This is a genomic window from Aliiroseovarius conchicola (genome assembly GCF_041403445.1).
Classification (GTDB): Bacteria; Pseudomonadota; Alphaproteobacteria; order Rhodobacterales; family Rhodobacteraceae; genus Aliiroseovarius; species Aliiroseovarius conchicola.
Window position 1 is genome coordinate 17,678 of sequence record NZ_JBGEHL010000018.1, and the last position, 14,928, is coordinate 32,605.

8 protein-coding genes and 2 pseudogenes are annotated in these 14,928 nt (G+C 53.1%); all 10 read right to left on the minus strand.

Going from position 1 to position 14,928, the window contains the following annotated elements:
• Positions 1-29: 29 nt before the first annotated feature.
• Complete coding sequence (locus V6N04_RS17625; RefSeq protein WP_371171506.1) at positions 30-839, minus strand: dynamin family protein; 810 nt, start codon at positions 837-839, stop codon at positions 30-32.
• A gap of 12 nt (positions 840-851) precedes the next feature.
• Positions 852-2,969 carry a dynamin family protein gene (locus V6N04_RS17630; protein WP_371171507.1) on the minus strand — a complete coding sequence of 706 codons (2,118 nt, stop codon included), beginning with the start codon at positions 2,967-2,969 and terminating at the stop codon, positions 852-854.
• Positions 2,970-2,972: 3 nt separating this feature from the next.
• The gene (locus tag V6N04_RS17635; protein ID WP_371171508.1) at positions 2,973-4,037 is read right to left on the minus strand and encodes a dynamin family protein; all 1,065 of its coding nucleotides are present in this window, start codon (positions 4,035-4,037) and stop codon (positions 2,973-2,975) included.
• The gene (locus V6N04_RS17640) at positions 4,034-5,995 is read right to left on the minus strand and encodes a dynamin family protein (RefSeq protein ID WP_371171509.1); all 1,962 of its coding nucleotides are present in this window, start codon (positions 5,993-5,995) and stop codon (positions 4,034-4,036) included. The genes V6N04_RS17635 and V6N04_RS17640 overlap by 4 nt, the downstream gene beginning before the upstream one ends.
• A 363-nt stretch (positions 5,996-6,358) precedes the next feature.
• Positions 6,359-7,954, minus strand: a complete 1,596-nt coding sequence (locus tag V6N04_RS17645) for an OmpA family protein (protein ID WP_371171510.1) — start codon at positions 7,952-7,954, stop codon at positions 6,359-6,361.
• Between the two features lie 102 nt (positions 7,955-8,056).
• Positions 8,057-9,673 carry a phosphate ABC transporter substrate-binding/OmpA family protein gene (locus tag V6N04_RS17650; RefSeq protein WP_371171511.1) on the minus strand — a complete coding sequence of 539 codons (1,617 nt, stop codon included), beginning with the start codon at positions 9,671-9,673 and terminating at the stop codon, positions 8,057-8,059.
• A gap of 156 nt (positions 9,674-9,829) precedes the next feature.
• Complete coding sequence (locus V6N04_RS17655; protein ID WP_371171512.1) at positions 9,830-10,735, minus strand: type IV pili methyl-accepting chemotaxis transducer N-terminal domain-containing protein; 906 nt, start codon at positions 10,733-10,735, stop codon at positions 9,830-9,832.
• Between the two features lie 413 nt (positions 10,736-11,148).
• Positions 11,149-11,687 (minus strand): annotated as a pseudogene (locus V6N04_RS17660) (integrase core domain-containing protein); the annotation flags it as partial.
• Positions 11,688-11,935: 248 nt separating this feature from the next.
• Positions 11,936-13,975, minus strand: a complete 2,040-nt coding sequence (locus tag V6N04_RS17665) for a serine/threonine protein kinase (RefSeq protein WP_371171513.1) — start codon at positions 13,973-13,975, stop codon at positions 11,936-11,938.
• An 855-nt stretch (positions 13,976-14,830) separates the two neighbouring features.
• Positions 14,831-14,928: pseudogene (locus V6N04_RS17670) on the minus strand (transposase); the annotation flags it as partial.

The window sequence follows — 14,928 nt, forward strand, 5'->3', positions numbered from 1 at the left end:
AAAAAAGCAGGTGCGGCAACCCAGCCATACTATAACGACCGAACCGATTTCCAATGCGTCATCGGCACAACGATGTCGTCCTCTGAAGGCAGTTGGACGATCGTCTCGTCCTCGTCTTCCTTACAGTTGGCACGGATACGCTCCAGCTTTTCGAACATCAGCGCGCCGCGGGTCCTTTCCCAATCAGATTTGCTGCTCTCGGACTTGCGGATTGTATCGCGATTTGAATGCATAAAGACGATATCCGAGAAGTAGTCATCGGTTTCCTTCGTGAGACGATCCCGGATCAGGCCGCAATGTTCCTCCGTGCGCAATTTATCCGCCCGGCTGACCGCCAAAATTCGTTGAGGTTTTTTGGCAGTCGCCAGCTTCTCAAGGCTTTCCTTCTCGGTCAACCGCCAGGCTTGGGATGAAATGGTGACCCAAATCAGAACATGAGAATGTGCGATGAAATCTACAGCATCCTCCAAAAGACGTCCGTCATGGAAGAAGGGCAATTCGACGATCTCAAAGCCCTTCATATGCGGTCGATCGATGACAATCTCGCACAGATTTACATCGCGAACATCCTTGATTTCAGACCAGTCCGAAACCCCAACCGTTTTTCCGTCACGAGTGTGGTACACTAGTTGCTGCGTAACACCGTAACGGATCAGGACCGCGGGCCGCCAGTCTTGGCCGAAGAATCGCGGCATCAGCTCTTTTCGCAGCAAGCTATTGATAACCGCCGACTTGCCGGATCCCAAATCGCCCGCAACGACGATCCGCAGTGTCTCCAGCGGAACCGGCGCCGCATCTTCGGGCTTCTCCAAACTATCCTGTGTGACTTCAACCGACATTCCAATTGTCCCTTATGCTGCTGCTGCAATCGGTGTTTCCGACAACTTACTTGAGATGACAGATAGTTTCTGAAGACGCCGTTCAAGCACCTCCAGTTGACTTTGCAGGCGGTTCACCACCTCGTTCATCCCATCTGTACTGCCCGACGCATTGCGCAATTGCCGTTTAAAGCGCTGCAAACGCTGGTTTTGACCGGCAACGGTCACATCGACTGCACGGGTGACAACGCGGATCCGTTCCACCCCAGCCTGTGCGCGTTCAGACTGCGCTGCGCCATAGGCCCTCAGGATTTTTTCAATCACAGGGCGAAGATCGGCAATGGCGATTTTTTCAAGAACGTCCAGCGTCTTCTTTTTGTTTACTTTGCGGCCACGCCAGAATGCCCAACTGCGTTCCGAAACAATCGGAATTTCCAGTGTAGTCTTCGACAGCGTCAACGTAGACGCAAACTCCTGACAGGGCAGGTTGCCAAGCGGCACGTCAAAACTGTGCGAGGCCAGTTTTGTTTGCACCGCGTCCTTGCAAGCAGCCGAGCAATTGAACATCGCCGTATCAATGCCCGCACGCGATTTATCAAAACTGCGCGACACCAGGCTTTCAAGCTCGCGCAGCAAGTTCTGTACATCAACCCGCAGGAATTTGTCTTTGCTGCCCGCAACATCGTAGCGCATCAACTTCTCCGAAATGCTCTCGTATTGACCTTCCACAAAGCCGGACACAGCGTTGTTCATGTCCTTTTCAAGTTTGCTCCAGAACTTTGACATCAGCTTTTCCAAAGAGGTATCAAGTGCATCGATCTGATCGTCCAGTTTGGTTTGCAAACCGTTGGAGTCTTTGATCTCTTTTTCAAGTTCAGCGATTGTGTCTCCAACATTGCGGGCCAGCTTTTCAGCTTGCCCTTGGACCAAATAGCGTTCTTGCTTGGTCGCAAATAGCGTCCCGCTTACTTCTGCGCGGGTTGCGTCATGAATTTGTGCAAGCGCGTCACAGCCAACGCCCCGATCAATCGCGTCCGAAAGGTTCTTTTTAACCTTGTTAAGGCCCGAACCCAGCATCAGCCGGTCGAACTGATCTTCGGGAACTTCGCCGTACTCATCCAGCAGATAAGCCTCAAGCTCGGTATTATCGAGGGAGTCGCGAATTTCCTGCGCCGAGTTCTTCGTCGACAAAGCCATTTCGGCCATAAACGCACTGCCAGCAATGATCGATAAATCCATATCCGGCAGAGCGGTGGACAAACGGGTTTTCACATCTTTGATGATCTCGGGGACCTCATCGGTATATTCGTCAAGTTCGTCGATGCGGTTGATGAAGACCAGAACGTCCTTGCTGTCCTGAGCAGCCAGCAGCCGGATCAGTGAGATATCAACACTTGTCAGCGCCTGGTGCGCCGACAGGACGACGATGAACAAGTCCGACTTGTCCAGATTGCGGCAGGTATATTCGTCGCGCACGAGGAAGGGGTCATTGACCCCCGGCGTGTCCGTAATGATCACCGGAACCTGGTATTCGGGCATGCGCATATAGACGTTTGCCGTCTTGGTAATGGCCGAATAGCGGCCTGAACCCAGTTGGCCCGTCGCTTCGCCTATTGGGCGACCCGCACACACATAAGCTTGCAAAAGCTCAGGCGATAGGAAGTCATAGGTATGATCGGTGCCCAGCAGCGCGGTGTAGCTGTCACCCAACCGCTCGCGCGCCTGATCACGCATCTCTTCGACCTGTTCTTTCAGCAAGTTCGAGTCAAAGCCCGGCAAGTGCTTTTCTGCCAGATTGCGCAACTTGGTGTTGCCTTCGATGATTTCGTCCCAGTCCTTTTCCGAGAAAAACTCAAACTTGGCACCAAACTCCGGATCGCTTTTGATATTGATCCGCAGATTGGTCACAACCGAGGTCCACGGGTTCACGTCCGACGGCAGAAGATTATCCTGCTTGAGGAGCGCGTTCATAAAGGTCGATTTACCGGCCTTTACCTGGCCGATCACAGCCACCTTGGCGGCCCAACCGTCAAGCCGTTTACGCAGCTCTTTAACACCTTTGCGGCTTTCCCGCGCGACACTTTTCTCGAACTCCCCGAGCGTGGCTTCGAGGAAGTCTACCTCTTGTTTCTGGGCTGGTGCAATTTGCATGACTTAATCCTTTGCCAGTGCGTATCCGGTCAGAGCGGCTTCGACCGATTCTTCTTCTGCTGGTGCGTCTGAGGTTCCTTCAAGGCGAGTCAGAAGAGTTTCGACAGCATTCTTCCAATCGTCCATCGTAGCGGGCGTTCTGAACTCGGTGATTTCTTTCCAGATATTGCGCGCGCAGGTGCTTTCACCCTCGTCTTTGCAGAAAAGAGGTGTGACGTTTGGAACACTCTCGGAAGACTCTTCAGCTTTTGCTGCCTCGATGGGCGCGGCCTTCTCCGGCTTGCGGGCTGCGTCGGCCAGCACCTTCCGGATTTGGCTCGGGCGGCGCGGCACAACGGTGCGCGTAGGCCGTGTAGGTGTGACCGGTTTGGCAACAGTCGCGGGCGTGCGCAAAGCTTCAACCAAACTCCGATCCTCGCCTACGCAGTCAATACGCGGCAGGACATTTTCGAGCAAGTGTTCACGGATCTCTGCGACATCCGCGGCATCGATGAGGCTTTTCATCAGGAAATGCTCGAAGTACTCGGCGGCATCGCGACGCACCCGGCGTTCAACCTTCTCGGCCGACTGTTCATCAACCAACCGGTCAGCATGCGTTATCAGCATGCTCGACTGGATATAGTGGCGCACATCCAGTTCATCCCAAACGGCTTTCTCGCTCTGCCGCCAAGCTTGAACCGCATTCGAACACCAAACCAGCACATCGGCATAGGTGAGCATCCGTTCCCAGCAGATCGACGGTATATTCGGGTCCGAGTTACCCGGCGTGTCAATCAAATCGTAGTGCTCAAGAAACGGTGAGGATGACTTAACGACGCAGAAAAGCGTGCTTTCCACATCCACGTCTTCCAGCGACGTCAGGGGCGTGACGGTTTCGTTAAGATCGACACGAATGCCGTCCCCTTCACCCTGGATTACCCAGATCGGAGGCATTGACGTGGACGTGACGTTCGAAGGCAGAAGCTCATGCTCCAACAGACGATTGATCAGTTGCGATTTCCCCGAGCTGAACTCGCCCGCAACCATCAGTCGTTTTTTGCGTGTGGTGAATTGGTTGGGCGAGCTCATGCAACGCTCCTTTCGCTGGTGTCTGAAATACGGTCGGCTGTTTTACCGTCGACAACACAATCCATTATGGTGGTGGCAAATTTGGTTTGATCAAACGTGTATTCCTCAACGATGCTACGGACGTGACCGACATGCTCATTGAAAAAATCGTCGACCAACTCGCGTGCAAGTTCGTTCGTCTCTGAATGAATGATACCAGAGTATTTCTTGCGAATTCTTTGCTTGGCACCAAGGCCCCAGATGCGCTGCCACCATTTACCGTTCAGGTCCAAAGATAGCGTCTTTGCAAGAACAGTTGGTGCACGAGCATCTGGAACTGCTGGCATTTCCGGCGAATCGTCTTCGCTGAAAAGCCCCAGTTCGCTTTCAAGTTCGCCATGCAGCTTGTCGTGGAAGTTCTCCATCGCGGCCTCCGCAGCGCGACGAACCTTGACCATCGATGTCAGATAGGCCGAACGCATCGTGGTCCGCAGGGTTGAAGGATCATGGCTCCAACTATCGTTTTCGCCATAGGTCGCAATATGCGATTCCAGAGCTTCAAGTGCCGCGTTGAGAAAGACGGTTTGGCCCCTCTCAAGCCGCGACAACAGGAATTCGCGGGCAGCGTCGGTATCGCTGTCCAACTTGCATAGCGTTGCGGTGCGCAGCTGTTCAAAGGAACGACGCAGATCGTCCATGCCAGCGCCGCTTCCACTAGCGCGGTGTGCAGCAGCCTTTTCGATCTTTTCGTTCATGGCAGTGATGCTGACGATATCGCGCTGAATTTCCTTCAGCATCCATTCCGCCGGGCCTTCAACGATCCGTTCGGCAATCTCAACTTGAAGATCCATCACACCCGATGCCTGCATCGCAGCGGCTTTTTTGTCCTGCTCGGTCGCGAAAGGTATACGCTTGGCCTTAGCCCAGCTTGCAAGCGCGTTCATGCTGGCAGGGGCCATTTTGTCCAACGTGTCACCGATGGCACAATTCGCCCAATAACCCGAACCGAACAGTAGGGTCATCGAATCGTCCAAACCGATACGATCGAGCGTCTTCCTGATGCTGGCGCCAACTTTTTCGCTTTCGGCGATCGGATCAGGCAGTTCGTCAATGCGGTTCACAAAGATCACAACCTGACGCTGCTGGACCGTGCAAATCATCCGTAATAGCGCAGCATCCATGGTGGACAACGCCTGGTGCGCTGAGAGAACGACCACGCAAACACGGCTTTCACTGATCGAGTTCAGCGTGATCTGTTCACGCATCATAAAGGTGTCGTTCACACCGGGCGTGTCACGCAAGCATATGCCAGGGATACTACCGGGTACATCAATGTAGAGGTCAGCCGTTTTGGTGATGTCCGCATAAACACCTTCTTGGCCGCCCTCTTGCATATCCTCTGGATCGCCATAGCAGATATAGCGGTCGATCATATCTTTGTCGAGCTCAGCAAAGGTGCGGCTTTCGCCCAGAAGCGATTGGAATTCATCACCAAGGCGCGCCTCGGTCGTTTCGCGCATCTCTTGAACTTGCGCCTTCACCTCATCGGCTTCGTACTCAAAACCGGCGCGATTGGCCATCTCACCCATGCGGCCACCGGTATTGACCAGACGATCCCATTCCTGCGCATCGAAAAAGCGGAATATCGCGCGGGTGTTAAAAGGGCGACTGCGGCTGTTGATGTGCACAGCTGTAATCACCGAAGTCCAAGGGTTCACATCCGATGGCAAGAACGAGGTTTCACCAATTACCGCGTTAAGCAACGTCGACTTACCGGCCTTAACCTGACCGATGACGCTTACCGAAGGCTCAAAAGACTGGATTCGCTCAATTGCGCGATTGATCTGATCTTCCAGAAATTCAAACGAGTTATCGCGCGTTTCGAGAAGCGATTGCTCCAATGCGTCAAGCTTCTCCCAGCACGCGTTCAGAGGGCCAAAGCCCTTGCTTTGCGTCTCATCTTCGTTCTTCGTTTCCATAGTCGTGACTTTCTCGAAGTTTTTTACCCACGCCGCCTGACGGGCAAATCCAAGTTCAGTTCCGTCGTTTTTATCGTTAACCGCCTTCTGGCGGCTGAAAGTGCGTGGGACGTGTCAATTGGCGTTCTGCCATCTTTGAATCAATCATCAAGAATCACCGCACACGATTCTGACAATAGTACCTCAGATACCCTCACACTCTTTCCTATAACGCACCTGACAAGCAAACAGTGCTTAAACTAAGAAGAAATTTTGGCAAAATTTGGAAAACAACCCGTGTTGCCATAAGCTATAATTGTCCCGACACCCAAGCAATGTTGCGATTCGGGGCCTGATGGCCCCGCATCCGAAACAATTTCGCGGCTACTCAACCCAGATTTCAACCCGGCGGTTTGTTGCGCGGCCCTCGAATGTTTCGTTGCAGGCAACCGGGCTCAGTTCCCCATAGCCCCGAACGGTGATCTCGACCCCGCTCAACTCACCATTGGTTGCTGCCGCAAGCAGCTGGTTCCGCACAGCCTCAGCGCGCGAAAGGGAGAGCGCTTCGTTTTGGGAAACTTGGCCGTTCGAATCAGAAAACCCCGCCAGAACAAGTCGCCGCGTCGCGGATTCACTCACATATCTAAGAACCCGAGCGACATCCCGTTTGGCCTTGTTGTCCAAAACTGAAGAGCTAGGTGCAAAACGGAATGTCGTCGACAAACGCTCGGACGCAAGAACATCTTGCACAAAATTCTTAAGCTGGCTGGCCGACAATTCGTCGGTCACACCATCCAGCGCGGTCAGCAAGCGCGCCCGTCCATCATCACGTTCCTCTGGAACGGTAGAAAGACTGATAAGTCCCGCTTTGCTAACAAGATCATCCAAACTTTCATCGTCCAAATAGTCGAGGAATCTGGCGGTGAACCCATTTGTCTGGACGGTGCTGTAGGCGGTCACTCGGTTCTGCAAAGTATATTCCTCAGACTTGATATTGAAAGCGGTCGGCTCCATGACCATTCCGCACTCGTTTACCAAGGAAATCGGGCGCAAGCCTCGAACGCTGGAGTATTTCACCACTCCAAAGCCAAAGCGATCCTGCTCGATCGAACGCGTCAGCTCGCGCGTCGACGATACCTTTCGAACATCGCGTGTAAGCGAGACATTCGATGGTTTGAGGATTAGATCCTCAATATGGTGAAACGCTTCGGCTTCGGGACTGAAAGAATACACGTTTATCTCTCGGTCCGGGCCACCAAAGGTGGACCAATTGTTGATCTTGCCCGACAGAACGTCCGCGACTTGCTGCACCGACATGCGGGAAACCGAGCTACGATGGTTCGCGACAGCAACATAGCCATCCACTGCGACGACACGTTCCTGTTTGAAGGCCCGCAAATTGCCATGCCCTGCCGCGGCAACGGTCTGAACGGCAGCATCGTCGACAGGTTGTTCGCTGAACACCAGCGATGCGCCGCCAGATGCAAGAAAACCAAACAGCTGCGCGGCACCGGATGAATCTACCGCGATATTCACTTCCTCCTGTTCGCCGCTCTTCGGCAACAAGATGTTGAATGACAGATTGCTATCGATGATGGACTCCGGGCGGATCTCTTCGCCAATTGGTACGCCATCCGGCATGACAAGCCGCGCCTCACGCTCTTGGCGTTCTGCAAACCCATCAGCCAGTAGCGGCACGATAACCCCTGCAAGTTCAGCGGGTGCGACAACGGTCATGTCGATGCCCTGTTTCAGCGCGACTGGGCAAGCTACACCGCTGCATGTCACATCGTCGCGATCAAAAGTCACAACACCAATATTGGTACGAAGAACGAAGCTATCGCTGTGCACCGCTACCAATTCACCTCGGACTGGCGCTTGGTTACCGCTCTTGGCGGCCAACTCGACTTCATTTGCGGTCGCGGGAAGGGTAGCCGCAAGGAAGATGCTTGCGGCGGTAAGAATAGCAGAGAGCTTCATCCTGCTTGTCCTCATTTGTTTGAGAAATCGGAAGAACTGCCCTCAGGCAGTTCTCACTAAGTAAACGTGGCGGGGCTGTGGCCCCGCCACGCAAGGGTTAGGTTAAGACTTAACCCAGAATTCCACACGACGGTTCGTTGCACGACCCTTCGGGTTCGTGTTGCAGGCCACCGGCTCAAGCTCGCCGTAGCCTTCAGCTTTCAGCGTGATGCCGTCCAACTGGCCATCGGTCGCCGCTGCCTGCAGCTTTTCCAGAACGCTTTGCGCACGCTCCCTCGAGATCAGTAGGTTCGGGTCGAACGGACCTTTGTTGTCAGTGAAGCCCACAACCACGATCTCGCTGGGCTTACGTTCAGCGATGTAGGACAGCATCCGCGCCATATCGCGACGTGCCTTGTTGTCGAGACGGTCAGAGCCCGGCGCAAAGCGGAAGGTGGTCGACAGACGTTCATGCGTGTTCATGTTCTTAAGCAGAGCTTCGGCCAGTTCAGCTTCGTACTCGTTCTCGCCTTCTTCCAGCTCGGCTGTCAGGCGCTCGATCGCTTCTTGTTGCGTGTCCGATACAATCGTTAGGCTGGTTAAACCAGCTTTGGAGACTAGACCGTCAATGTCGGAGTCCTCGAGATAGTCAACAAACTCACGACCAAGACCTTGGACATCACGACGGTTATAGGCAATCACACGGCTTTGCAGTTCATACTCTTCAGTCTTGATGTTGAACGCGGACGGAGCCTGAATAATCCCGCATTCCGAACGGAGGGGAACGGCACGCGCGTCACGCTTCGATGAGAAGCTGACAATGCCGAAACCCGCCGGGTCGTCCAGAACGGCTGTGGTCAGCTCACGTGTCGAGTGAACGACGCTCGAGTCTTCAGTCACATTAACTTCCTGTTTTTTGAAAAGAAGTTCTTCGATCATGTGGAAAGCTTCGGTGCCGGGGTTGAATGTGTAGACGTTGATCGGCGCGTTCGAGCCACCGACTTCAGACCAGTTGGTGATTTCGCCCTTAAAAATCTGCGTCGCTTGTTCGATTGACAGGTGCGGCACGTTGTTGGCAGGGTTTACTATCATGGTGAAACCGTCCACCGCGATCACGCGCTCTTGCGCGAAGTCACGCAAGTTGCCGCCGCCGCTGTCTGCAACCGCTGCGCGATGTGCTTTGCGGGCCGGGCTTTCGGTGAACACGATACCTGCTTCCTTCGCCGCCATCCGCTCATACAGGCGCGAGCCAAAGCCGGTGTGAATGCCGAAAGTGCCAGCAGTTTCACCGTCAAAGTCGGTCATTTGCACAGCAAATTCAAGCTCTTTACCAAAGGCGTGGTCGCCCACGTCAACGGTTTCAGTATCAACCGGTTCGCCGTTTGCGTCCAGAAGCTGGGCTTCTGCGTCCAAGTTCGATGCGGCATAGCCGTCGGCCAGGATCGGAACCAAAACTTCAGCCAGAACATCAGGCGCGGCAATTTCCAGATCATAGGCCAGATCCAGACCAGCAGGACAGCCTTCACCTTCACAGGTCACCAGTTCTTGGTCGATAATGAATTCACCGATCTCGGTTTCGACCAGATACTTGCCGTCACGTGCGGATAGCAGTGTACCGGTGATGTTGATGTTGCTGTCAGTACCGATCAAGCGAACTTCTTGTCCGATTGCCGGAACGGTGAGAACCGAAACGGCCAATGCAGCAGCCGTTGTGGTTTTAAGCTTGGAAAGCCAATTCATAGGTTTTGCTCCTTAGTCTTCTTCCCTTGCGGGATACGATTTAAAAAAAATGCATTGGGTAGTCCGTGCCCCGCGACGGGGACGGCAGTCTGTTGGGGTGCAGGCATTTAGGGAGGTCATCCCAAAACCGTGGCAACACGGGGATGGCCGAATTTCTTACGAAAGGGTCGCGACGTACGCTTCGTAATATTCGGTGACCTGATCGCTTTCGACCAAAAGCTTCTCGGTCTCCTCCGCAAAGGCGGCAACCTGTTCAGCGCTTGGCTTCTTGGCCGCATCCAACTCGGCGACCTTGTCGGCCATCGATGTCCAATGAGCTTTGGTCACTTCCAACGCCGATTTCGCTTCGGCTGTCGGAGGCTCGGCAATGGTCATGATGCCACCGCCACCGGTCAGCAGAACATCAAGGATCTTGCCAAACTTGGTAGAATTCTTGCGGAAATCTTCGTGCGCCTCTTCGACCTGATAGTCAAGTGCAGCAAAGGCCACGTCTTTGGTCAGCTTTTGCGTCAGCATTCGCTGACGACCGGCCAGATCCACCGCCACGGCCAAGCCGGGGTCGATGTCGACACCAGAGTAAACTTCTTCAATCGCGCGAACCACGTCATGGCAGGCTTTCTCCAGCGCGACGTCGTTTTCTTCAACAGCGGCGAAATGCGCATCGTCGACTTTATGGTCCGCGATGATTTCTTCCACGGCCTTGCGCATCGGCTTCCAAAGCTCTTCAACTTTCTTCAGACGGTTGTTGATGACAACCACACGCTCTTTGACGATGCCCGAGTTTCCTTCACCGGTGGCGAACCCCAGAAGAATGTCGTCAAACTCGTCATGGGCTTCTTGCAACTGCTGGAAATCTTCTTCGACCTTGACGCCCAGTTTAATCAAAGCAACGGCTTTAGCCGTCCGCTCTGTCAGCATGCTCATCCGATCGGCTTTGTTGATGTGATGCGCCACCTGACCTGCCGCCATCGCCAAAGCTCCGCCCACGGCGGAAAGTGATGTCGCGGCGCAAGTTGCACCCATTAACACGGCGAAATGCCGCCGACTCATCTTTACATTCATTTCATTCAATCCTCATTTACTGATCCTGACAGCACAGGGATCGACCCCGGCACCGGTGACATTGTTGGACTGTCGTCGATAATTTGGGTGAAACTGAGTTTGGTTTGTGCTGATTGTTGGACAATGATTGGCCAAAGCGCCCTCTATCCATAGTTTTGAGTAACGTTTGTTTTTTATTTTATGTACAGAATGTTACGCCCGCACCGCTCTTAGCCCACGGAGGGTTATAAACCAGTTTTTGGCATGAATTGGGCAAAAGTCATGGTGCGACATTTAATTGACGAAACGGTTTTTGTGTTAATTTTGTCAACAATCGGATCACATAAAAGCGTTTCGAAATTAGTTTGCGATGTATCCGGCAGCTGTAGCCTAGACGGAGCTGCGGGACACTTGCGGTGTTACCGTAGCTTGTCTCAGAGAGCTTCGTAAGGGGTCTGGCCGTTGTGTGCGTCGTGCGGTCTGGCGAAGTTGTAGAACCGCTCCTATTCATCGAGTTTGGCTTCGAGATCGACGTCACCTTTGTAACTGAGATGCTGGTAGAATTCCTGCTGATCGGACCGGTGGGACCGCTCGACTTTGCCGTTCAATTGCGGTGTGCCGCGTTTGATGTAGGCATGCCTGATCCCGAGATCTTCAACATACCAATGGAATTTGGCCTGGAATTCATAACCATTGTCCGTCCGAACCTCGCGAATGCGAAATGGGAACTTTTCAATGATGTGGTCAATGAAATCGATGGCGTTAGCCTGCGTTTTTTCTCGTAGACCTTGAGGGCGCGAACTCTGGTTGCATCGTCGATCGCTGTGTATTGGAAACGACGGACCTTTTCGCCACTTTTCCCTTTGAATGTCAAAAGCTTAACGTCCACTTGGATATGATGTCCCGGCACCTGTTTTTGATATCACTTGATGTGTAATTTGCGCATGCGTGTGCCTTTGGGCAGTCGGTTGGCATCGAAGAACTCCGAGACATGCTGTATGCCACTCGAAGAACCAGCGAGACCTGGCAAAACTTCCTCAATGACTTCGTCGACGATCCAGACATTATCGCCCACGCCAAGGACAACCGCTGCGGTGAGAACCGTGCGTTTACTATTGGTTCAATCTATTCTCGAAACTTTAGCCTTCGAATCTTTGTTCAGAACTGAAAAACACGGGACCAATGAACAGCCCCGCACCACTTCAATCAACGGCGAAAAATCTAATTTTTCAGACCAAGAGGAACCTGGGCGGACTCCAAAATACCTTTGCGAGCAACGGTAAAGAAGCCGATTGAATTTCCGCTCTCCATCAGCTTTTTCGCCACCTCCACGACAGCCGTGCGATCACGCAATGCTAGGCCGGACAGCGCCTCCGAGCGGAGGACATCGCTTACTTTCAGCGTGGTATCTATGGAAGGCGGTATCGTCGCAACCCGCGTCTGGAAGCTTCCATCTGTTGTTTTCTCTGCGATAAAAACCAACCCATTGTCGAAGCTGAACTTGAAGCCCGGCGCGAACTCGACTTGATGATTTTCAATCTCGGAACTGCCAGTAGATCTGACGCGAATTGTTGCGCTTACGGGGCTACCATTTCTAAGCCTCGCGTCAGCATTCAGTCGTGTTTCAATTCCGTCCTGATCGCTGACCAAATGCTCATTGATCGAGTAGATCACACTACCTGACTGCAACCAGCCTTGCATCTCTGCAGGCAGATTGGGGCGGACAAGAGTGACACGCGCGAAGGTGCCTTGTGCACTTTCCGCCGAGGTCGTGGTGAAAGGCAAATCAATCACCCAGTCCGCAGTGATCGGTAGATCGGTCAGATCGAGCGCTGGCTCAGCACTTTGCGAGGCCTCCTGCGCTGCGCGCAGCGTTTCAGCGGTGATGACTGTCGGCCCACTTTCAGTTTCCTCGGGCGCTGTTACAGTTTCCGGCTCCGCAACAGGTTGCGTTTCCTGGGTCACCTCTTGCGTCGCTGCGGGTTCAGCATTTTTGATGTCAGTTACTGCTTCCTCAGTAACCGCTGCAACGTCTTCTGTCGTGGAGGCATCAATCGTTTTGATCGGCGCGTGCTCAACTTCTACTGCTGTTTGTTCGCTCGGAATAGCTGCGGATGTTCTTGCCACCTCTTCCGTTTCAACCACGACTTCGGTTTGATCACCCGCCGACGAAAGCTCTGGTCCGACGGGTGTTTGCGTCGCGAAGTAGTAACCGCCAGCGCCACCAACCGCTAACAGCCCAAGAAGTAGAATCGGCACGATGTAAGAAGACTTCTTGTCGGCAACTTTAACAGCAGGAGCCGCGGAGGAGTTTTCAGATCCGAGCGGCGGCAATGTACTTGCACGCTCAGCGTCGGTGAAGTCCTCGAGCCAATCATCAGCGGAGTGGTAACGGTTTACGGGTTCAACCGATAACGCCTTGTCGATACTGTGAAGAACGATGCCCGAATACCCGTCAACGCGGCCTTCAAGCGGGGTGTAAGGATCGTGCCTGCCTTCGCTGATGGCCTTGACACGTTCATCCGCCGAAGCAGGAGCCCGCTCTACGATAAGGAAGTAGAATGTTGCAGCCAACGAATACAGATCGCTGTCATAGCGCTGCCGCGCGCCGCGTTGATAAAATTCGGGCGGCGAGTAGCCTTCTTTAACAGCGCGGATCGAGATATCGGTTTCCGATCCCTCGGCCATGCCACTTCGCGCGGCGCCAAAATCGATCAGAATGGGGTCGTTCTTTTCATTAACAAGGATGTTATCGGGCGCAAGATCGCGATGCAGGATGCCCTTGCCGTGAATGAAGCTGATCGACGTCAGCGTCTTTCTCAACCATCCCTCGACATTCCCGGGCGTCACATCGGTCTGCTGATGGCGAACATCAAAAAGGTCGGGGCCTTTTATGTACTCAACAGCCATATACGCGGTATTGTTGTCCTTAAACACCTGATGAACAGACGCGATGCCGGGATGTTCCATATCGGCTTGGTTCTGCGCTTCGCGCATAAACAGATCAACCAACGAGCGGTACGCATTCTCTGAGGTGCGGGTATTGGGGTGGACATCCGTCCCGACCCGTTCGCACATTGCCGTCGGAAAACACTCTTTGATCACGACAAGACGGTTCAAACTGTCCTTAGCGAGATAGGTGATTCCGAACCCGCCGGAACTCAGCGGGCTTTCGATCGTATATTGACCGGATAGCAGTTCAGAGCCAGGGGCTAGGATATTTGGATCCACGAGCTGAGTCACGGTTGCTGTATTTTTCATCCGAAGTCCTCCGGACAGACGTCTTATTTACCATTTATGCGCTTCCGAACTCTTCGCCCAATCATGCATGTCTGCCAATGCTGCACAAAGTGACAAGAACATAAAGATGTTTCGAAGATACACACGCACTCCTGTACATATTATGAGTCGATTTTGTTGCGAATAAGGCATCAATAGTATCACTTTATGGTAATCGTGTGGGGGCGATAGATTAATCAAAGACACGTAAAGAATGCACTACATACGAACAAAAGTCCTTAAAATCAAAACTTAAAGGTAGGACTTTCATCATCGTCGCGCCCAGCGGACTACACGCAAAACGTGTCGTTACTACATGCTGAACACAAGTCGCGCGCACCATTGCCACAATAATTAAGGTGCTTTGAATGAGTGGCAACTGAACCGCGCCGAGTTTACGAAAGGGCCGCAACCGAGGGGCTGGAATCTCTAAGCCCACAACCGTCCACGAAACAGCGGGAACACCATTTCAGGTATTTCGTCGAACGCTGTAAAGCCCGTCGAAAGGTTTGCAACAAGGCCGTATCATCTGATCGCGCCCGTCCAATATGTTTCCGGGATTCACAGCCAAATGAAAAAGGCCCCGCTTTCGCGGAGCCAGTATACCTTTTCAACCACAAAAAGGAATCGAGTGCTTTCTACAGCAAACCCAGTATCGAGACATAAACCAGCTGCCGCAGTGGTAAACAAAGGAAATAGCTCCAAAAACCTAAATCCAGACTTCGAAAGCATTATTAGCTTAGTATCAATTGGCATGCGTCAACAAATTTTCAATACCTGCTCACAGCATGCTTTCGTTACAAACTGAACGACTACCGGCGCCAGCCGGTAGTCGTTCAGTTTCGAGTATGCCATTTCGATTGGGTTGAGGTCGGGCGAGTACGGCGGCAGAAAGAGCAGCCAGTTGCCTTGTGATTTCAGAACCTCTTGCGCAT